Raw genomic sequence first — 20,599 nt, 5'->3', positions numbered from 1 at the left:
AAGCTGAACATACTAATTCACTTTGCTGTTCCACCTTGTCATGAAGGTCACTTAGTAAAGTGAATTTTTTGTTTCTACTCCCCTATCGCGTCATTTCACTTTAGCCGGTTTATCGCTCACCATCACCGGTTTGAGCTTTATGCGTTGATATTAGAGCTTTCTTGGTAGCGAGACTAAAATAAAGGAATAAGAGACGCAGGAAAACAAAACCTATGAACCTACCAAGCTTAAACATGTCGATAAACAAGCTGCCTTTTGTGTTGGCTGTATATTACCTGCTTGTTGTCAACCTACCTCTTACCCAAGAACTGTTTAGTATTGTTCAAGCATCGAAGTCTGAAAGCGTTGCGTTTCTTATTTCCATTCCAATCTTCTTCCTTGCTGCCTTTCATTTCATCTTCCAAGTTTTCAACTGGCCTCTATTCTCGAAGCCGTTTTTCATATTATTGCTGATCACCTCAACACTCGTCAGCTACAGCATGTTTAACTACGGCATATTCGTCGACTACGGCATGATAGAGAACGTCTTCGAAACCAATAGCGGTGAAGCGGCGAGCTATATCAGCGGTCACTCGATCTTATGGTTACTAGCCATGGGCGGTATTCCATCAATCATCTTGTTGTTTACCAAACTTGAAAAAGAGTCTTGGAAAGATTTCTTTGTCTGGAAATCGATGGGGCTGCTCTCTTCCTTGATCGTTATTGCGATTATTGCCGGGCTTTTCTATAAGGATTACGTATCGATTGGTCGTAATAACTCGCACATCAAAAAGATGATTATTCCGATCGAGTACGTGGCATCAACGGTCAAATACATCAATAACACCTACATCAAACAACCTACCCCCTATCAAGAATTGGGGTTAGATGCTCAACTCAAACCACAAGCCCAACAAGCAACCAAACCGACTTTATTGGTGTTTGTGCTTGGCGAAACTGCTCGCGTATATAACTACCAGTATCATGGTTATGAGAGAGAAACTAACGCTCATACCAAGCCTTACGACCCGATATTTTTCTCTGATGTTCAGTCGTGTGGAACCGCCACCGCGGTTTCAGTACCCTGCATGTTCTCTAAGATGAACCGTAGTAACTACGACCGTGATAAAGCCTACAACCAAGACAACGTGGTCGACATCATGAACCGAGCAGGTATTCACTCAATCTGGCGAGAGCACGATGGTGGAGCCAAGGCCGTTGCACACCGAATCAAAGAGATGACTCTCGTCGCTAAAGATAGCGATCCTTTGTGCAATAAAGATGAGTGCTACGATACCGCCATGCTAGAGAACTTTGAACAAGATACTCAAGATCTTAAGCAAGATAGCATCATTTTTTACCATATTTCTGGTTCTCATGGTCCGACTTACTTCGAGCGTTACCCAAAAGAACATAAGAAGTTTACGCCTGACTGCGCTCGTGCAGATATTGAAAACTGCACCAAAGAGGAAGTGGTCAACACCTACGACAACACTATATTGTACACGGACTTCTTTCTCTCACAGGCTATTCAGAAGCTAGAGAAACTCATCGATAAGTACAACGTTGCACTGATGTACATTTCCGACCACGGGGAGTCCTTAGGGGAAAACGGCGTCTACTTACATGGCATGCCATACTCTCTCGCACCAAAAGAACAAACTCATGTCCCGATGATCGTATGGATGTCTGATGGCTTTGCCGAGCAAAAAGGGATAAATCAGACTTGCTTAAGAAAGGCAGGGAAGGAGCAGAGTTTTTCACACGATAACTTGTTTGACTCCCTACTTGGCTTAATGGACGTGCAAACCACTGAGTATAGGGAGAACCAAGACATCTTCGCACCCTGTCGTTAGTTTCCATCAATTAGTCGCGCATGCTTGATCTAAAGGGGGCTCGTTTATGAGTTCCCTTTTTTATGTGGGTACTACCTTTGTCTTATTAAAAATTCTGCTGAATACAGGGGAAATACGGCGGTTGTAAGGTTTACAATGTAAATTGAAACCAAATGATAGAAGAAAAAATAGAAGAAGGAGACTTTCTAAAGCGCTTTATCTCAAAAAATAAACGATAAAATGGCTATTTTTTTGAACTTAGTGCTCAATTTTGTTATTCGCTCGGTGAATTTTGGAACCGAATTGGACATGATGTGTCAATTATCAGTAACCACTAAAGACCTATAGGACAAAGGTATGCCTAATCTCTATTGCAAAGGATGTAAAAAAACAACACTACACAAGTCTATAATGAAACGTTGTGAATCAGAGCCCGAGACAGCCTCTGGCCGTATGTTGCAATGGACCTCAAAGCTATTTAGTGGCAACTTATATTACGATATGGAAACGCAGCACTTTTGTCGTACATGCAATTGCCGTTGTGAAACTGGAAGTTCAGTTCCTCAAGTTGGCTTAGCTTAGCTGATGGTAAGTGCTTACTAACCAACATCAAAAAAACCTCCGTTTGGTAGGTTTTTGTCATTTAAGCCTCTTTAAGCGCGATCTCGCTGTTAATGGCATTGCCATCAATTTTTACTTCCCATCCGTAGTTTGAGTATTCATTAGCGAGTGCTTGAGCCACATCTTTTGACACTGTTACTTGTGTCCATGAGCCGATACCGTAGGGTTTATATGCGGGTTCTTGTGTTTTCATAATAGAGTCATCCTTTCTCTTCGATAATTATATTATTCACTTTGCCATATATCCTTTCTTTCGTTTCTGGCTCAACTTATTTGTTTATCAGGCCATTTTTATAATAATTTGTTAATAACCAGAGTTTGATTTATAAGGGTTGCTATCGATTTGTATGGATTTATATTTGGTGTGAATGCGACTTGTGCGTTTAGTTTTTAAATGTGTGAGCGGGGTTTTCTTCGATCGTTCTAGGTATGGAATATACTGAGCCGAATTTAGAATGTTTAAGGAATGTCATGTATCATCATCAGCTTGATCGTATCGATAAAGAAATACTAAGAATTCTGCATATGAAAGGGCGCTTGCCTGTGGTTGAGTTGGCTAAGCAAGTTAACCTAACCACCTCTCCTTGCTCTGATAGATTGAAGCGATTAGAAAAAGAGGGTTACATCACGGGTTACCACGCAGAGCTGTGTTCCGAGAAGTTGGGGCTCGATGTTCAAGTGTTTATCCATATTCGTCTCGACCAAACCAGCTTTTCAATCTTTGATAAGTTTGCCCAAGCTGTGGAAATGATGCCAGAGGTGGAAGAGTGTTATTCGTTGTCGGGAGACTTCGACACCATGATTAAAGTTCGGGTGAAAGACATGAAGGCTTACCAAGCATTTATGGCTACCAAGCTGGGGACCTTACCTGGTGTGATTCAGACGCGCAGTGAAGTGGTGATTGAAGAGCATAAAAAGGGCTTTGGTGTGAACCCTGAGCTGTTAGCGACTTTAAATTAGCGCGCTCCTGGCTTGATCCAGTTTTGATAGATATAAAAATGGAAGCTAATGAGCTTCCATTTTTTGTGACTGCCAGAAAGGGCAATCAGTTAAGCGTAGTCATAAACGCTTTACAATGTAATCCCCGCTGAAATAAGACCAATCACACCGCCGAATACACCACCCCACACGACAAGCCAGCCAAGGTGTTTCTTAATCATGGTTTGAACCATCTCTTTTACCATTTTCGGTGTCAGTTCATTCAAACGCTGGTCGATGATGGCTTCAATGTTCTCTTTGATTTCATCCATCATTGCTGGTGATTCCAGCTCTTCCTTGATGGCATTTTTCACTGAATCACTCTTGCTGATTTCGATAACAGATTCTTGCATCTTCTCAACAAATGGCGCTTTCATTGGCTCTAATGCTTCTGTACCACCAAACATTGCTAGCATACCGCCAAACTGTGAGCTCTCAATAACGTTAACCAGTGAATCGAATGCAGGATTGAAATCGATTTTCTTAATCACAGGCTCTAGGTTCAGTGATTGGCCACCGCTCATTTCGCTGCTTAGGAAGCGGTCGATGTTACTTTCAGTAAAGAACTGCTCCATCATCAGTTGTTTGATGGCTGCTTTGAACTCTTCAAAGCGTGCTGGAATAACGCCAGAACCGTATAGGCCGGGTACTTTCTCGAACAACATGTGAATCGCAAGCCAGTTGGTGATGGCACCAGAAAATGCGAATAAGCCTGCATAAAGTAAGTATTGGTTTGCTGTCGTATAGCCGCTAGCAAGCAGTGCTAACGCGACGACGTTAGTTAGGACACTTTTGTTCATGGTTGATCTCTAGAAAGAATATTGCGCGCATTTTAAGAAAAAAACGCCAAGAAAAAAACAAAAGGATCGATGAAGTTGATGGAACAGGTAGGAAAAGTCGCTGATCTACGGGCATAAGAAAGGCCAGCCTCCCCCCCGAAGTCTAGCCTTATTCCAGAACGCGCAAGCGAAGCCGTCTTGGTTTGTTAGAGTCATTATATAATTACGACATAACATTCTGCCATGTTTAATTTACCGCTATTTAACAAATTGGTGTGAATCACGCCGCATTTTTAAAATAGCACAAAAATTAAGCGCTCGTAGCTTGCTCAAGATCATCAGCAATAAACCCACCCGTTTGGTGATTCCACAGCTGAGCGTAGATACCATTCTGGTTAATCAGCTCTTGATGCGTACCTTCTTCGACAATATTGCCTTCATCAAGCACTATCAGGCGGTCCATCGCAGCAATGGTCGAAAGACGGTGCGCAATTGCGATAACCGTTTTGCCTTCCATTAGCTCAAGCAAGCTCTCTTGGATTGCCGCTTCTACCTCAGAATCGAGGGCAGACGTCGCTTCATCAAGAACCAATAGTGGCGCATTTTTCAAAAGAACACGCGAGATAGCGACACGTTGACGCTGACCACCAGAAAGCTTAACGCCACGTTCACCCACTTGAGCATCGTAACCAATGTTGCCAAACGGGTCGGTTAGGGTTTCGATAAACTCATGAGCGTGCGCTTGTTTGGTCGCTGCGTATACCTCTTCGTCTGATGCTTCTGGCCGACCGTAAAGAATGTTGTCTTTGATCGAACGATGCAGCAGTGAGGTATCTTGAGTCACCATACCTATGTTACTACGCAGAGAATCTTGAGTAACGCTCGAGATCTCTTGGTCATCAATCAGGATGCGGCCACTTTCTACATCGTGGAAACGCAGCAGTAAGTTAACTAGGGTCGACTTACCTGCACCTGAACGACCCACCAAGCCCACTTTTTCACCCGGCTTAATGTTGAGGTTTAGGTTGTTGATCACGCCCTTGTTCTCGCCGTAGTTAAAGCTAACGTTGTCGAAGCTGATGCCGCCTTGAGGAACCTTAAGTGGCTCAGCGTCTTTCTTGTCTTCGATAGCGATGGGCTTAGACAGCGTTTTAATACCATCAATTACAGTACCTAGGTTTTCGAACAGACCGCCGATTTCCCACATGATCCATTTCGACATGCCGTTAATACGCAGAGCCAAGCTCACTGCAATCGCAATTGCACCCACGGTGATTGCGCTATCTAGCCATAAGTAGATAGAGATACCCGCAATGCTGAACACCAATAGATAGTTAGCGAATTCAACGCAGATGTTGAAGCCCGTAACCAAGCGCATTTGACGATGGACCGTATCTAGAAAGCCTTCCATGCCTTCTTCAGCGTATTCGGTTTCTCTTTTACTGTGTGAGAACAGCTTTACGGTTGCGATGTTGGTGTAGCTATCAACAATGCGGCCTGTCATCAACGAACGAGCATCCGCCTGCTCGGAAGACACGTCTTTTAGCTTTGGTACGAAGTGCAGCTGGATACCGACATAAACGAATAGCCAAATCAGCATCGGAGCCATTAAGCGCCAATCTGATTCTGCAAGCATGAACAGCATCGCCGTGAAGTAAACCGTCACGTACACAAACACATCGACCATTTTGGTCACGGTTTCACGCACCGCGAGCGAAGTTTGCATCACTTTGGTGGCGACACGTCCAGCGAAGTCATCTTGATAGAAGGACAGGCTTTGTTTCAAAAGGTAGCGGTGTGCTAACCAACGAATCGACATTGGGTAGTTGCCCAGCAAAGTTTGGTGAAGCAATAGCGAGTAAACACTGATCAAGATTGGCATCACAACCAACAGCAGAATACTGAGCCCCATCAATGTCGATTGGTTGTCTGCTAAGAAAGTGTCTGGGTTGCTTGTTGATAGCCAGTCAACCAGTTGTCCCATGTAACCGAACAGCGCGACTTCGATGATCGCGATGGTCATGCTCATCAACCCTAGCAAGATCAACGGTTTTTCGAAACCTCGAGTGTAATGGCGGCAAAATGCCAGTATTCCAGTAGGAGGTTGTATCGGCTCTCCCTTTGGAAAGGCTTCAGTAAAGCCTTCAAATTTTTTGTACATAGATTTCCCTTTATAAACGAATACATCTATTAGCAACTGCATCGTCTGTGTAGCTTTGTTTTTATAGGTTCGATTTGAAATTTTACAGTCTTGATTTGAAATTATATAAGCGCCCATGCGTTCTTATAAGCATTAAATCATTCGATGGAGTTTGGTTTTCACTCTGGCTTAAACGCTTAGCTCTAGAGCTCGGTTTAACACCGTGTTTTAGTGATCGCGAAAGGTCCAAAACGTATTGTGTATAACGCTTATTTTAGATTGGGTCAGATGGGAAGAGTTAAGCTTATTTCAAACGTAATTGATTGTTATGCAACGGTGATAATCCTAACGCTAATTGGATTAAATTGTAACCTAAACTCGCGGTAACACAGAAAAGACCGCTCGGATATTTATTCAGCAAACTCTCTAATTGATATGCAAACTGTTGGTTATTTCTGATGCGCTGTTATCTTGCAGTAAAAATTACGGCTTAAACTGGATTTAGCAGTAAATGTTTGGGATAAATATTCAAATCATTATTCTTTTCAGTGAATCTTGTTGTAACAACTTGCTTACAATTCTGAGGTAAATAAAAGATAGGGACGGTTGAAATGTTAAACCTACACAAAAAATCACTTCACATTACTAATGTTCAAAACGCCAATTGCGTTGTTATGGTGCCGCCAAAAGAATTTCGATTTAACGAAGAAACTGCACGTGATAACGAGTTTCAAAACAGAGTTAATCTCACCGAAACTGAGGTGAAGTTAGAAACTATGGCTGAATTCAAGGCGATGGTGGTTTCATTACGTAAAGAGGGTGTGCAAGTTGTAGAGTTTGATTATCCAGAGCTTGGTGTGGAAACGCCAGATGCGGTGTTCCCAAACAATTGGTTCAGCACCTGCAGCGATGGCAGCTTATTCACCTTCCCAATGGCCTGTGAAAACCGTCAGAATGAAGTGAAACCAAATGCGCTTATTGAAGCACTAGAGGCGTCGGGTCGTATTGTTAATCACACTGAGTCGTTAGAGTCTTATATCGCGCAAGGCTCTTATCTTGAGAGTACGGGTGTGATGGTGATTGACCATATCAACAAGACCATCTATGCCGCGCTTTCTCAACGTTGTGACCGTGAGGTGTTAGAGGATTACGCGAAGCGTATTGGTTATTCACGCGTTGTTTCGTTCCAAACGGCATTGCCATCTGGCCAGCCGATTTACCATACCAATGTCATGATGGCGATTGGTGATAACTTCTGCGTGATTTGTGATGAAGTGATTCCAGAATTTGAGCGCCGTTTTGTGGTTAAGTCACTCGCGAAAGACAAGCAGGTTATCTCGATCTCAATTGATCAGATGAACCGATTCTGTGGCAACATCCTGCAGCTTGAAACCGTGAATGGCGACAAAGTGGTCGCGATGTCTCAATCGGCTTACGACGCGTTCTCTCCCGCTCAACTTGCACAACTTTCGACACACGGAAAGCTGCTACCATTTAACGTGAAAACAATTGAAGACATTGGTGGTGGTTCAGTGCGTTGTATGCTCGGTGAAGTATTCTTACCAACACGAGTGAACCTTCTGTAGCAAACGACTCATGTTGAGCTATAAACCTTTGAATACCACTTTTATCATAGAGTGGTATTTTTGTATTTACCGAAACAGGCGCGGGAGAAAGGCTAGGAAGCCTTCTTGAAAGCTCTGTGTTCGATAAATTGAGTAGAGAGCGTGACTACTTCCTTAGAATACACCAGCGCGGTGTGATTGAGCTTGAGTGCGCAGGTGTCTGTTGCGCCTCGCAGGTTTGCGTCTTCAAGCGTCACGGTGCCATCTCCTTGGTTTCTGCCCAATATAATGCGTCCCACACCTGCGTCGTAGGTGCCAGTAATCACACCAATTGGCACATCATTATCATAGTCACCAAGCCCATCGTTGAGGATGTGTTTGGTCGAACCAAAAATGAACCCAAGACCATGATTAGAAAGCGTTTTAGCTATAGTTGCTCCATTGTGTGGTGTGCCCGCTGTAATGATGCAGGTGTCAGCGAAGTGTGGTTGATAGAACTTAAAGTAGTGACGAATCAGCAAGCCACCGAGTGAGTGACCAAAGAAATAGACCTTATCGTGTTCATCAAAGCGTGCATTCACGAAGCGATTTAGGCGTTTTGCTGCGGATGGAAAGCGCAGTGAGTTATAGGCGAATTTGTGGGTGGTGAAGCCGCGTTTCTTAAAATTCCTATCTAGATATTGCATGATCAACGCAGGCATATACAGACCATGAATTAAAACTATGTGTTTGTTTTTATTATTCATTATTACCCTCCGCCTGATGGTACTTCCAGTATATGGAGTCGCAATTCTAAACTCAATAAAACTTGCTACGAATGGGACACGATAGACAGAGATATAGCGCGCAGGCAGTCCGTTACTCTGACCACCCCCACAGCTCTTGGCGAGTAATCAAATTACCGTAATAACTGGTGGGCCACTCTTTAGGCGCGCCAATCGCTGTTGAAGCATAGTGACAGATACTGTGACTCTGCTGTGCTCACGAATGCGCCTTTCACCTCACCAATCATAGAGCTGTTGTTTTCGGTGATCAAAGTGAACAAGTCGGCAATGTTCGCACTTGCGGTTGGTGCTAGGTAAAACTGTAGCAAGTAACCTTCACCGTTTAGTACGCAATAACCGACAAGTTTGCCGCTCTCGTAAAAACCGAAATGGTCCGACATGGGTACAAAGCCGAAATGCCACATGCCATCGAGTAGCGCTGTCGCTTCTGAAAAGTAAGCCGTTTTTAATTCGATTAGGTCGTTAAGTGTTGTGATTTTTTTGATGTCTAACATCGCTTGTATTCGTGCTATTTCGATTCGGTAGAGTGCGTGGTCGACATCGTACTTTTACTGGATGTGCCACGTTTCAATGCCAGCAAGTGTAGGTGAATACTTTAGGTAGGTATTGAACAAAAGCGACAGTTTTAGATGGAAAAAAAGCCAAATGCTTGAATATTTGGCTTCTAAGTGAATCCACATATAGAGAGTAGAAGCGGCTTTCAAGAAAAACCACTGACCTAACTAGAGTTAACTTTGTGGTTTTAACAAATTCTTCAATTGATAGCTATTATCACCAAAAATTTCTTTCGCGTACTTTGTCATGTCCTGACTAGAAATAGAGTCTGCCGTCCCCTGCAGGTCGAACAACGCCTCAAAACCATAATCATGAATCAAATAACGAGAAATAAACCAAGCTTGTTCAGTAGGCTTATATTTAAGTGGAGTAAGATCAGCTACAAGCTGCTTAGCGGCTGTTCGAGTCTCATCTTCAGAAATCCCTTTTGCTGCTTCAGCGATGACCTTATCAATCGCCTGTTCAATTTTATCTGAGTTTTCTGGGGCCGTTAGAGAGCCGATTAGCCAGTCATAACTCGGCTCACTGTCTTGTGCGACCGAGTACACATAAGGCGCATAATCCAAACCTAACTCTTCACGAACATAAGCCGTTAAACGGCTCGACAACACGCGCTGAAGCATATCGTCCATGAATACATCTTTTGCGGTTTTATCCCGAGCTTGCTGAGTAATCACACGCAATAAATACTGACTGCTGTCTTCATTATTGACGGATATATCCATTCGCTCTTTCGAATCAGTACTATAAGCCACCTGATAATCCGGAGACATAGCGGCTTCTAATGGCAATGATGCAACATATTGACGCACAAGAGGCTTAATTTCAGCAGGGTTAATATCAGCAACAATAACCAATGTATTGTCTCTTAATTTTTGAAAGAGTTGATGGTGCATGTCTAGTATATCTTGCGACGTGACAGCTTTGATATCGTCACTTTCAAGCATCATGTGACGGCTGCTTGTTTGATAGCTATTGCGATTAACCATCTGAATAAACTGACCAACTGGAGTTTCTAAATATGCTGTACGATCTTGAGCAAATTCAGATTTCACAGCCTCAAGCTGATCACTGTCTATTTTAGGTTCGGTTACAATGGTGTGGAGCGCAGCTAAACCCTCTGCAAGCGTCTTTTTCTTGGCGCTTATTTCTAAGCCATGATGAGTAAAGTTGATGAAGGGATAGATTTCAATATCTTCGCGTCTCAAGTGAGCGGTTAACTCCGAACCACTAAATTTACCAACACCACTACGAATCGAAGCTGGCAGAGCAATTTCTACAGCAGGAAACAACGAAGGATCCAACGCCGCTTTCCCCCCCTCACTTGCATAGTAAACCCCAACACTATTACCAGCCTCAGAGTTACGGAGATACAAAACTTCAATGCCGTTGCTTAATGTCCACTGCTTCAAATCAGGATCGTCACTCAACTGAACTTGTTTTACAATTTCGCCTTGAGACGCTGGCACACTAAACGCCGAGCTAGCAGTAACGAGCAATGGCCTGTTGCCTGTCTTTTTATAGGCTTTTCTGACACCTTTTATCTCGTTATTCATTGCCTGCAAGTCTTCTTTAGACGATAAGCCTAATCCCAAAATATATGGGCTAGAAAGTAAATCATCTAAGTTATCATTTACGGCTTTCAGATCCGTACTCGAAAGAAACGCTTTCAAACTCGATTTATAATCGAGCTGTGATTGAACTGTCTGGTCAATTACCAGTGCCGTCGACTTACCGTCAGCATGAGCTACTGCGTCCATTCTCTCCCAGTTAGCTTTAATGTCATCAAGGTTCGCTAGGTATTGCTGTAGCACACTCGCCAACTCATATTCACTTACGCCATAATCACGCAAAGAGGCGAGAGTAGAAACAAACTGCTGCTGACTTTGCTCTCGGCTATCCACAGGAAAACCGACGGTAGTAATGGAATACCTTTGGTACTCTAATAAGTAGGGTGTTGAAGTAACCCACTGCACGGGTAATGCAGCGTCAACAAAATCAGAATTCAACCTTTGTTGGATAAGTTGTTGAGCAATATCATCTAGCCAAAGCTGATGTTGTTGCTCATGACTGCGAGTCACTCTTTGCCCACGATCAATCACTATTCCGATGCTCGGTGGCTCGACCCCAGATCCATACGCCACAAAATCTTGAGTATTGTAATCCGCTAATGTGTTCTTCACGGGAATCGGTGTTGTGCCTCTTTGCCAACCAGAGAAGGTTTCTTCAATCAAAGGGATCACTTCTGCCAGAGTGATATCACCAGAGACTATCACCTCGGTTAACTGAGGTTGATACCAGGTTTGGTAATAGTTTTTTAATTCTTGAACATTCGCATTAGAAACGGATTCTTTATTACCAATGGGATCGTTACTTTGGTAGTTCGTGCCTTCAATCATATGATCGTAGAACTTAAATGAGAGAGGTTTATCTTCAACTCGTGTGTGTCGAAATTCCCCTAATATCACACCTTTCTCTTTTTTGATTTCATCTCCAGACAACAGTAAACCATCGCCAATATCTCTAAACCAAGCCAGCGCTTTGTCTAGATTTTTATTATCGGGTAGATCTAACTTATAGAGGGTTTCTTGGTAAGAGGTGTAAGCATTTAAGTCTGCACCAAAGCTGGCACCAGATTGCTCAAATAGCTCGACCACCTCATTTCCTGAAAAGTTCTTGCTGCCATTAAACGCCATATGCTCAACAAAGTGGGCGTACCCTTTCTGTTTTTCGCTCTCTTGCAAAGATCCGGCATGCACTAGTAAGCGTACCGATACCGATTGTTCTTGGTCAGGGTAGACATGGTAGGTTAATCCGTTATCTAACTCTCCTTTGACCCAATACGGATCGGATTTCAATAACGTTTGTTGCTGAGGAGTAGAGCTGCAACCTAGCAATGTGGAGCTCAGTACGACGACTAAATAGTATGCTTTCATAACGATCTCTTTGAAGGGCTTTCCTCCAATATATCCGATCGCCAAAGTGTAATAATTCGCCATTAAATCAAACGACTAAAATTTTAGAGTCACTCGATATAAGTATGAAAGTGTTTAATTTATAAATTACATGAATGAGTTGTAGAGCCGATATGTAGCGCCTTTTATTCGTTCTCTACATACCTTTAAACAACGCTTGCGAGGCACGGCTGATCGGTAGCTTCTCACCTGACACATAAGCCGACATCTGACCTGAGAGCCCTTTCTTCACCTTATCAATAGCCGACACTTTCACCACCACCGAGCGGTGGATCTGCCAAAACTCATCAGGATTGAGCTGGGCGATCAGCTCTTTTAGTGACACGCGAAGAATAAACTCATCTAGAGAGCCACCTTGGCCTTTTTTGAATATCGAGACGTATTTGTCTTCTGCTTTGAAGTAAGCCACATCATCGACGGCGATAAGGTGAATGTCTTCCCCAACACTGGCTTTGAGCCACGTGAGGTACTTTTTCTGCGATAGATAAGGCGGTTGAGCTTGTTGTGATGTTGATTGAGATAATTGCTGAAGCTGACTCATTAACGCAACAATATCAGGCTGTTCAGGCGTAATACCGGATTGTGTTTGATTGCTCGACAGACGTGCTTGAACCTTCTGACAGGTAGCGAGTAGACGCTCTTCGTTGATGGGCTTCAGCAGGTAATCCATCGCATTGTGTTCGAAGGCTTTAACTGCGTATTCGTCATAAGCCGTAATGAACACAATCAATGGCGGCGAATCTAGCTTGTTCAGTTGCTTCGCCAGCGAGATTCCATCCAGCTCAGGCATACGAATATCGAGAAACGCCACGTCGGGCTTAAGCTGCTGAATACTCTGCATCGCCTCCAAACCGTTTTGTGCCTTGCTGACGATTTCTAGCTCCGGCCAAACCTCAGCCAAGCTCTTGTCTAAGTGATGCCTTAACAGTGCTTCATCGTCTGCGATAATCGCCGTTACGCTCGGCTGTATTGCTGGGTTATTCATGGTTAATCCTTTAAATTCACACTGTAAATCGTCTATTTTTCGTCACTGTTCTGTACTTTCTGGTGTGTCGTTCTAGACAACTGCGTCAGTCAGCGGTAACAAGATCGTCGACACTACCCCGCCTTCAGCTTGTACAGTAATCGTTAGGCTCGCCTTATCACCATAAAGGGTTTCGATTCTTTGACGGATATTGCTTAACCCAACACCATGCCCCGTATTCGCAGAGGGCGTTTTCAACCCAGCACCACTGTCTGACACTTCTATTTTCAACTGCTCAGCTTGTTGAGTAATACGGATATTCACTTGGCCACCCGCTGCTTTGGGTTCGATCCCGTGCGTGAGTGCATTCTCGACCAAGGGTTGAATCAAGAACGGTGGAATCACCTGTAAATTGCTAATCTCGTGTGTTTCAATCGAGAACGTTAAGCGTTCACCCAAACGTATCTTTTGGATGTTCAGATACGCGTCGAGCAAATCGACCTCTTGAGCGATGGTCGATTGCTCAGTGCGACTGTTCTTCAGAGTCACACGCAACAAGTCAGTCAGTTTTTCAAGCATCAACTTAGCTTTGGCGCTGTCACCCTCAATCAATACATTGATGGTCGCAAGAGTGTTAAACAAAAAGTGCGGCTCAATTTGGCTTTGCAGCTGTTTTAACTGGCTAAGTACGACAACTTTTTCTTGATCAGCTTGGCGACGCTTCGCCACCTCTAATTCATTATCGGCACGTAGCTGCTGCTCTCTTGTGTAGAAATAGTAATAACAAACGGAACAGAAGATCACACCAAGCAGCATCACAGACTTAAGATCGGAAAGGTTAGAGCCGAAAAAGCCGTTCAACCAATAGTGTGCATTCAAGGTACCCACCACCATAGCAATGAGCATCGAAACGCCAACTTCAAATACGCGAGATTCTCGTTTAAACCACTTAACCAACACAAACGAAGAACCAACCGCGCTGTAGCCAAAACCGAAGCTGATGGCCAAATTAAGTGTTAACCCGCCTCCCCAAATCGTATGGGTTGTAATTGCAATAAGAACGCAAAATAACGTGGTGAACGCGAAGCTTTTAATCCATGAAAAGCGACTGTTTGAAGAAGTGTCCATTAAAATCGTCCTTTGATATTTAAAAGAATCATATGACTATCCGGTAAATTGGCGTAAGCAGAATCACTTTTACCGCCTAGAAAGCGTGCAGCAAGTTCCAATTCCAACGATGAATCGCCATTATCTAACGCCTGATAGTTGAGCCACTGCGTAGCAATAAAGCCACCATCTTGTGGAGACAGCATGACATCAAATGTTGGCGTAATATCTTCTAGCCAGCCATGTGTCGAGTCTAAAGACCAGTGAAACATGAGATTGTGTTGAACCAAATTAGCGTGTTGATAACCTTGAGCGTTAGAGCCCGCCAACGATGTTGTCATGGGATTAAGAGATAAAGACTCGGCACTTTCTATTGCGCTTTGCCACTCAGAATGACTCCAAGCACGGTTATCAAACCAGTATTCCAACACCACATTGTGGCCAGTATCATTGGCCCATGTTAGTCCCGCTAACGCTTGATAAGCTTCGCCCTGCTCTTCAAGATAAACCGGTTTAAGCATTGAATCCGGCTGACTGTAGCCAAGGCTTTGTCGTTGATAGACCACCGAACCATGAAACTCCCACGCGAGGTTCAACACCGACACTAAACTCGCCCCAAGCAAGCCGTGACGTACATCGTCGTAATAAGCGACCCACTGATACTCGTGATCACCTACAAGATTGTAACGACGTAACCCAAATCCTTGTTGCTGGTTCTGCTTTTCGAATTCATTTACGTCTTGAGAAGTCCATGACGAATCACTGTAAAGCAGTGTCCATTCGCCCGTCATATCGAACAGTGACGCCGATGCCACACCCGCGCCCTCTTCTGCCACAATACCCACAGGGTTTTGTCGATAAGGCTTGATGATGTCTAAAGGTCGATAGCCATAGCCCACGCCCCAATCCAAACGAACCTTACCAAGCGTGACATCGAGGTAGTGGTCTCCGATTACTGAATTCGACAGCTCGACACCACCTTGCCAAAACAACTCACGCACAATGAATTCAGCCTCAAAGATCGCGTCTTGTTCTTGAGGGTTGTTGCTTAGAATATCGTTGGCTTTCACTGCGAACAGACCAAGCCAATTGCCATATCCAACCTCTAGATCCAGCAAGCCATTTAAAGACTGACGATTATCAGACGCTAAAGGGCTGAATGGCGACTCTCTCGATTCAACGGCTTCTGCACTCAATTGCCAGTCCCACGCCAAGCTCAGATCGTCCGCTTGAACTGTGTTACTCCCACAAGACAAGGCAAGCAAAGTAGCGATTGAAAACTTGATGTGGAATCGGCGATTGGAAGCTTTCATGACGTCCACCTACAACCCAGACACGCTGTTACGCGATAGGTAGGCAGGGTTGTAGTATTTGTCTTCCAAGCTTTGTTCAATCACTTCGCGATACTCAATCACGGTTTTCTTACTTGGCTGTATCTTATCGAGCAAGGTCATCGACACCACTGTGGGTAATCCATCACGCACGCCTTCAGTAAACCACGCTTGTTTCGCCAGTTTTCCTGAGCGCAGATACAGATCCGCTTTAACTGGGAATGCACGGTCTGCTGTTAACCACAGATCAATCGACTGGTAACTCGCCCCCTTGGTTTTCGCCGCGAGCTTTAAGTGATGGGTATCGAGTGTCTCGCCAGCCGGCATCTCAACTTGTTGTTCGGCAACCCACTCACCTTGGTAATCTTCACTCCAAGTGAGTGTTGAAATATCGCCTACCGAAGCTTCACCCAATAGCTTTTGCATCGGTGTGATACGAATTGGACGGCGCGATTTCGGCATCAATAACCAATAATTATCTTCAATCATCAGCATCTTTTGACCTGCCTCAACAGCTGATTTAAAGACGACTAATGACTCTCGATTTGGTCTTGTGTAGACGTTGTATTCACGGGTTTTGTCCAGTTGCTCGTCTTGGTAAAGCGCCACCAAAGACACTACCTTAGAGGCTTGTGCGCTGTTCAACCGGTAACTATCCGCCTTGGCGATCATCTCGGTGACTTGTTGTGAATCGACTGCCCAGCTTGGTGTCGATGCTAGAACCAAAACCAATACAGAGCCCAACGCGAAAGCCAAACCCAAGGTATTCAATGAACGAGTTAATTTACACATAAACCAGTGCCTCCGTGATTGGCTTATTCACGCCTTTGCGAGCAGAGAAATAAGCTGCCAGCAAACATATCGTCAGCACACCTAAAGTAGCATAACCAACCAATTCTAATGAGAAGTAAATGTTGAGTGGGTAGCCTTCGGTTCGACCCGGAGGTGGTGGCATTTGCACATCAACCACCAGCAGTAACACCGACACTAAGCCACTCACGATTGCGCCAATCGCACTGCCAATCACCGCCAGTAATCCCGCCTCTTTTAAGAAGCCTGCCACGATTTCAGAAGGGTAACTGCCAAGTGCCGACAAAGTGCCAATTTCACGAGTTCTCTCCGTCACTGACATGGTCATGGTATTGAACAAAGATACGAACACTACCAATGCCATCACTGCGCCCATGATGCCGAAGATCCGGTCGTAAAGGTCTTTAACCTTGGTGTAGAAAAAAGCGCGATCTTGCCACGGGGTAATCTCTATTTCGGGAGCTTGTGGATCGCTTTGTCTATTCAGTAACACCTCGATGCGTTGCTGCACGGTCGAGGTCTTGCTGGTTTCGAAAAGGAATACCGATAAAGTGCTGACTTTGTCTGAGGCTAGAAGCTCTTGAGCAGTAGTGATGTGTACATACAGCTGACGCTTGTCCAGCTCAGGAACGCCTATCGAGTAAATACCCTGCACCTTAAAATCAAAGGCATTCAAAGCGCCGTCGCTAGTGGTGGCGAGCAATGTGACCCAATCGCCAACCGCTACTTTGAGGTTACGAGCAAGATCAGTTCCCAGCATCACTTGTGGCTCTTGGTTGTCGTATCTTGGCGATTTCACATCCGAGAGAGTCTGCCCGCTGCGCACATCAAGAAACGGCCCTTTCATGTCGAACTCACGCTCATTGACGCCCGTACCCATAAAGATGGTCGACTTACTGCCGTTAGAAACCAAACCGCTGAAGTAGACTCGTGGCTGCATACCACGCACGTCGGTGTCGCCAATAATGCTCTTGATTAGCGCTTGAACGTTATCCAGACCATTGCTCAGCGGCATGTCTTCATCTTGTTCAAAATAGCCGGGCGTGCTCAAAGTAAGGTGACCAGTATCTCGGGCGGTCGATTCCCTTAAGGATTCATAGGTGTATAGCCCATAGCCACCCGCACTGGTGAGTGCAAATACGGCAATGGCGATGATCAACACCGAAAGCAGGCTGCGTCTCCCATTTCTCAATAAATTAAGCCACGCCAAACGCACCGAAGTTGGAAGTAAAAACGTGCTCATTTTTTGTTTTAACTTGCCCATGAGATCGCCTCCATTGTTGTGGCTTGTGGTGCCAGCTGGCCGTCGATTAGTTCAATCACTCGGTCACAACGCTGCGCCATTCTTGGGTCGTGCGTTGCGACAATAAAGGTAGTGCCCATTTCGTGTCCGAGCTCTTTCATAATGTCGATCACCAGATTGGCAGTGTGGCTGTCTAAGCTAGCAGTCGGCTCATCGGCAATCACTAGGCTTGGGTTGTGGACCAATGCTCTGGCTATCGCGACACGTTGCTGCTGACCACCTGAAAGGTTGTCTGGACGGTGATGGATGTAATCCCCTAACCCAACACGCTCCAACATGTCTTGCGCTCTGGTCTGCTGTTCTTGCTTGGAGCATTGGTTCAACATCAATGGATAAGCTACGTTTTCTAGCGCCGTCATCACAGGAACGAGATTGAAGCGCTGAAACACAAAACCCAACGACTGACGACGAAAACGTGCAGCGGCAATCTGCTCTGTTGGATACGCTTTGCCATCAATGTTTATCTCGCCTTGATAGTCCATATCCAACAAACCAAGGATATTCAACAATGTGCTTTTTCCAGACCCAGACGGGCCACATAGCGCCACCATTTCACCGCGCTGGATATGTCCATCGACCCCGTTTAATGCATCAACACGTTGACCGCCTGTGACATATGCTTTGCCGATACCTTTAAATTCAATCATTTCATTGTCCTCTGATTACCCATCATTCTTTAGCGTTCGCTGCTGTTACTTTGCTTTCGCGTCCATTATTTAGCATTCGCAACTATTACTTGGCTTTCGCTATTAGGGCCTTCGCCGTCATGGTTTCGATGTTGCCAGCATCGGCTGTTTCCATTTGTTCTAGCCACGCTTGTGCTTGCTTAAGATCTTCAGCACGAATCGATGCCTCAATCGCATAACGGTAAATCCAAGATGTCGCGGCGAAATGCTGTTGCTGGAAAGCGTCTTCCGCAAGTAGCGAGAGGAACAGGTCATAACCACGATCGAAATGGTTAAACATGTCAGGTAGAGAGGTGTAGGTCACCGCAGCCATAGCGCGAGTCAGGTAAGAATCTGGTAGCCCTTGAACACGAGGTTGCTCATGAATCGGTTGGTCTTCGTCTTTCAGCAACACCAGTGATTTATCGATGGTTGATAAACCCTTTTCGACATACTTCATCTTGTTCCAAGGCAAGAGTGCATCACGACCCATTAAGGTTTCTGTGCTGCCTAGATAAACCAAAGTCAGTGGCGTCGCGCCGTCTTGTTGCAGCGTGTCATTGAGGCGCTCATAAGCCACCTCGACCAGCTCTTCATTGCCTTGCGCGGCTTGGTTATAAATATCAAGCACATCTGAACTTGGATTAGCTAGCGCCATCGTTGGAGCGATTGAAGCTAACCCAATTAAAAGTGAACGACGAAACAGAGCAGTAAATGAGTTTGAAGTGTGTGAAGCAGTCATGATGTGTAATCCCTTTCAAATGTTGACGTTGAAAGGTTAACCACAAACTGTCACGCCGTTTTATCAATGCGACGAATGGCAATAATGCGGAGTGAATGGTTGAGTGAAGGCGCGAGTGGGGAAGTTAGAGGTGGGAGTAATTACCCTTTTCTGCAAAGAAAGATTCAGATTTGACCACCAAAATACTGAACTGATTGATAAATGACCATTTCAGTTAACCTAAATAATTCAGCCCTTTACAAAGCTAGTTAGAACAATTTAAGAGACTTTAGTACATACTTTAATCAGCCCAACAATAGCCCACAAAAATGATAGATAACCTCGTCTTATTCCTCTTCTTATTATCTTGATTTCATAAGGAATACTGATGTAGGGTACGAACCGAAAATAGCTCATTACAAGTTATTGAATTTAAAATAATAAAAAACCGATAACTTATTTAATCAATACTTTAATAGCTACAATTCGTGTACGTCGGTCGTTCTGACCAATGGCTAGTTTTATAACAATTCAATGAGAACAAAATGAATTTAATTAACAAATCGGTTATTGCAGCTATCACCAGTGCATTAATAATGACATCAACTCAGTCAATGGCTAGCAGCGGCTGTTACTTTGGAGAAACCGATGGATCTCAATGGTTAGAAAGTGTCATCGAGCCAAATAAACCACTCCTTATTAACTACAACACCAGTGCATGGAATGAAATCGAAAAGTTTGATTTTGACTTCGGCTACGACAAGATTGAAAATCCACGAGGCTTTTCAGTTGAGGTTCTGTTGGCTAACCACACTACAGAAGCAATGTCGATTTCAGGTATCCTTGAGGGAGAGAGTGGAGCAAGCGGCGGCTCGAATAACGCTGGTAGAATTGAACTTCACATGAATCTAAACAATGACCGTTATTTTTCACGTTTAGTTGACGGAAAACTGAATCTTGGGTTAGGCCGTACAGGTTCAAATGAAACCATCGAAGTAATCAAAGTAACAGCAAGATTCTGTGGTTTACCTGTTCAAGAAGGTGTCGCTGTTAGCGCGTCTGATCACAATATTCTTGCAGGCAACGCTCAGCCTCTATCACATTTTATTGATGCGGATACGACGTATCGAGTTTCGGCGACAGGAAGTGCAGTCGATGAAAACGGAAATGCTATCACCGCAGTATCAATCAACTACATTGATTCTCGAAATTCCGAAAATTCGACGCTTCAAGTGAACACCAGCGAAGAGTTCTACCTGCATTCAAATGGTAAGGTATCTCTATATTACGCAACAGAGTCAAGTCAAAACACCGGTGGACACACTGTCAAATTTGAGCGTGTTAATCTGGATTAACACCTACCTACTGATTGGGCTCGCGAATTCTACTCAATACTCGATTATACATAGCAATCGAAAAACTTTTCTGAGCACATAGACAAACCAAAATAGCCGCTAATCAGCGGCTATTTTTAATGTTCCAAATG

The 20,599-nt window shown here is 44.4% G+C and carries 17 protein-coding genes and 1 pseudogene; 5 read left to right on the top strand and 13 right to left on the bottom strand.

Going from position 1 to position 20,599, the window contains the following annotated elements:
• The first annotated feature begins 212 nt into the window (after window positions 1-212).
• Window positions 213-1,835 carry a phosphoethanolamine--lipid A transferase gene (locus tag L1D11_RS07550; protein ID WP_239832823.1) on the top strand — a complete coding sequence of 541 codons (1,623 nt, stop codon included), beginning with the start codon at window positions 213-215 and terminating at the stop codon, window positions 1,833-1,835.
• A 336-nt stretch (window positions 1,836-2,171) separates the two neighbouring features.
• Window positions 2,172-2,396, top strand: a complete 225-nt coding sequence (locus L1D11_RS07545) for a hypothetical protein (protein WP_239832822.1) — start codon at window positions 2,172-2,174, stop codon at window positions 2,394-2,396.
• 61 nt (window positions 2,397-2,457) lie between these two features.
• Here the strand turns inward: L1D11_RS07545 and L1D11_RS07540 are convergent, their stop codons facing one another.
• Entirely contained in the window at window positions 2,458-2,628 is a 171-nt protein-coding gene (locus L1D11_RS07540; RefSeq protein ID WP_239832821.1) for a hypothetical protein, read from the bottom strand.
• 278 nt (window positions 2,629-2,906) lie between these two features.
• Here L1D11_RS07540 and L1D11_RS07535 point away from each other — a divergent pair, with 278 nt between their 5' ends.
• Window positions 2,907-3,395, top strand: coding sequence for an Lrp/AsnC ligand binding domain-containing protein (locus tag L1D11_RS07535; protein ID WP_239832820.1), 489 nt, complete (start codon window positions 2,907-2,909; stop codon window positions 3,393-3,395).
• Between the two features lie 110 nt (window positions 3,396-3,505).
• Here L1D11_RS07535 and L1D11_RS07530 read toward each other — a convergent pair whose 3' ends face one another.
• Both L1D11_RS07530 and L1D11_RS07525 read right to left on the bottom strand, forming a co-directional pair.
• Window positions 3,506-4,213 carry a DUF445 domain-containing protein gene (locus tag L1D11_RS07530; RefSeq protein ID WP_239832819.1) on the bottom strand — a complete coding sequence of 236 codons (708 nt, stop codon included), beginning with the start codon at window positions 4,211-4,213 and terminating at the stop codon, window positions 3,506-3,508.
• 289 nt (window positions 4,214-4,502) lie between these two features.
• Window positions 4,503-6,353: an ABC transporter ATP-binding protein gene (locus L1D11_RS07525; protein WP_239832818.1), complete on the bottom strand. Its 1,851-nt coding sequence runs from the start codon at window positions 6,351-6,353 to the stop codon at window positions 4,503-4,505.
• A 590-nt stretch (window positions 6,354-6,943) separates the two neighbouring features.
• On the opposite strand from L1D11_RS07525, the gene L1D11_RS07520 reads away from it, so the two are divergent.
• Window positions 6,944-7,918 carry an arginine deiminase-related protein gene (locus L1D11_RS07520; RefSeq protein ID WP_239832817.1) on the top strand — a complete coding sequence of 325 codons (975 nt, stop codon included), beginning with the start codon at window positions 6,944-6,946 and terminating at the stop codon, window positions 7,916-7,918.
• Window positions 7,919-8,010: 92 nt separating this feature from the next.
• Here L1D11_RS07520 and L1D11_RS07515 read toward each other — a convergent pair whose 3' ends face one another.
• The 10 genes and pseudogenes from L1D11_RS07515 to L1D11_RS07470 all read right to left on the bottom strand — a co-directional run bounded on the left by L1D11_RS07515 (window position 8,011) and on the right by L1D11_RS07470 (window position 19,134).
• Entirely contained in the window at window positions 8,011-8,643 is a 633-nt protein-coding gene (locus L1D11_RS07515) for an acetyltransferase (protein WP_239832816.1), read from the bottom strand.
• Between the two features lie 115 nt (window positions 8,644-8,758).
• Window positions 8,759-9,176, bottom strand: a pseudogene (locus L1D11_RS07510) (GNAT family N-acetyltransferase); the annotation flags it as partial.
• A gap of 234 nt (window positions 9,177-9,410) precedes the next feature.
• On the bottom strand, window positions 9,411-12,173 hold the full coding sequence (locus L1D11_RS07505; protein WP_239832815.1) for a M16 family metallopeptidase: 2,763 nt from the start codon (window positions 12,171-12,173) through the stop codon (window positions 9,411-9,413).
• Between the two features lie 175 nt (window positions 12,174-12,348).
• On the bottom strand, window positions 12,349-13,197 hold the full coding sequence (locus L1D11_RS07500) for a response regulator transcription factor (RefSeq protein ID WP_239832814.1): 849 nt from the start codon (window positions 13,195-13,197) through the stop codon (window positions 12,349-12,351).
• Between the two features lie 72 nt (window positions 13,198-13,269).
• The gene (locus L1D11_RS07495) at window positions 13,270-14,304 is read right to left on the bottom strand and encodes a histidine kinase (RefSeq protein WP_239832813.1); all 1,035 of its coding nucleotides are present in this window, start codon (window positions 14,302-14,304) and stop codon (window positions 13,270-13,272) included.
• Complete coding sequence (locus L1D11_RS07490) at window positions 14,304-15,596, bottom strand: hypothetical protein (RefSeq protein ID WP_239832812.1); 1,293 nt, start codon at window positions 15,594-15,596, stop codon at window positions 14,304-14,306. Before L1D11_RS07490 ends, L1D11_RS07495 begins: the two co-directional genes overlap by 1 nt.
• 9 nt (window positions 15,597-15,605) lie before the next feature.
• Window positions 15,606-16,406, bottom strand: a complete 801-nt coding sequence (locus tag L1D11_RS07485) for an outer membrane lipoprotein-sorting protein (protein ID WP_239832811.1) — start codon at window positions 16,404-16,406, stop codon at window positions 15,606-15,608.
• Window positions 16,399-17,688 (bottom strand): FtsX-like permease family protein, encoded by a 1,290-nt coding sequence (locus tag L1D11_RS07480; protein ID WP_239832810.1) that lies wholly within the window; start codon window positions 17,686-17,688, stop codon window positions 16,399-16,401. The genes L1D11_RS07485 and L1D11_RS07480 overlap by 8 nt, the downstream gene beginning before the upstream one ends.
• Complete coding sequence (locus L1D11_RS07475) at window positions 17,676-18,374, bottom strand: ABC transporter ATP-binding protein (protein ID WP_239832809.1); 699 nt, start codon at window positions 18,372-18,374, stop codon at window positions 17,676-17,678. Before L1D11_RS07475 ends, L1D11_RS07480 begins: the two co-directional genes overlap by 13 nt.
• A gap of 85 nt (window positions 18,375-18,459) precedes the next feature.
• The gene (locus tag L1D11_RS07470; RefSeq protein ID WP_239832808.1) at window positions 18,460-19,134 is read right to left on the bottom strand and encodes a hypothetical protein; all 675 of its coding nucleotides are present in this window, start codon (window positions 19,132-19,134) and stop codon (window positions 18,460-18,462) included.
• 524 nt (window positions 19,135-19,658) lie between these two features.
• Here L1D11_RS07470 and L1D11_RS07465 point away from each other — a divergent pair.
• Complete coding sequence (locus tag L1D11_RS07465) at window positions 19,659-20,468, top strand: hypothetical protein (RefSeq protein WP_239832807.1); 810 nt, start codon at window positions 19,659-19,661, stop codon at window positions 20,466-20,468.
• Window positions 20,469-20,599 lie beyond the last annotated feature (131 nt).

Origin of the sequence: Vibrio sp. Isolate32 (assembly GCF_022397955.1) — a bacterium.
In the GTDB taxonomy this organism is placed as follows: domain Bacteria; phylum Pseudomonadota; class Gammaproteobacteria; order Enterobacterales; family Vibrionaceae; genus Vibrio.
This window is presented reverse-complemented; position numbering and strand designations above follow the sequence as displayed.